We start from the raw sequence: 548 nt of genomic DNA, 5'->3' as shown, positions 1-548 counted from the left end.
GATAATCCGCCGTTGCTTGGTCGAAAAGCTCCTGCGGGGTCTGAAAGTCAAAACGTTTTCTTGGCCGGGTGTTCAGCAGCCACGCGACGTCGTTCAGGCGGACCTGGCTCACACCTGACAGGTCGGTGCCCTTCGGGAAGTACTGCCGGAGCAAGCCGTTGATGTTCTCGTTGCTGCCTCGCTGCCACGGGGCGTGCGGATCTGCAAAGTAGATAGCCATCTTCAGGTGCTTGCTCATCAGCGGATGCTCCGCCATCTCCGAGCCCCGGTCGTAGGTCATCGACAGCCGGAGGAAGCGGTCGATCTTCTTGAGCTGCCGTTCAAAGCCCTCTCGGACGGCTGAAGCGCTCTTATTCTCCATCTTGCAGAGCACCAGAAAGCCAGTCTTACGCTCAACCAGCGTGCCAATACAGGACTGATTCAGCTGGCCGATGATCAGGTCGCCTTCCCAGTGGCCTGGAAATTCTCGACCTTCGATTTCGGCCGGTCGCTGATGAATCGTCTGGTGATCCGGGACCTGAATCGCCGAGCAGTTCGAAGTGCTGGCT

1 protein-coding gene is annotated in these 548 nt (G+C 58.4%); it reads right to left on the bottom strand.

Annotated features, from left to right (window positions below; all coding sequences use genetic code 11):
- The coding region (locus DEH80_RS17045; protein ID WP_109721725.1) for an IS30 family transposase at nt 1-548 on the bottom strand (548 nt) is incomplete at both ends.

This window comes from Abyssibacter profundi (genome assembly GCF_003151135.1).
Lineage (GTDB): Bacteria > Pseudomonadota > Gammaproteobacteria > Nevskiales > OUC007 > Abyssibacter > Abyssibacter profundi.
Note: the sequence above shows the minus strand (reverse complement) of the source record. Positions and strands in the feature narration are given on the sequence as shown.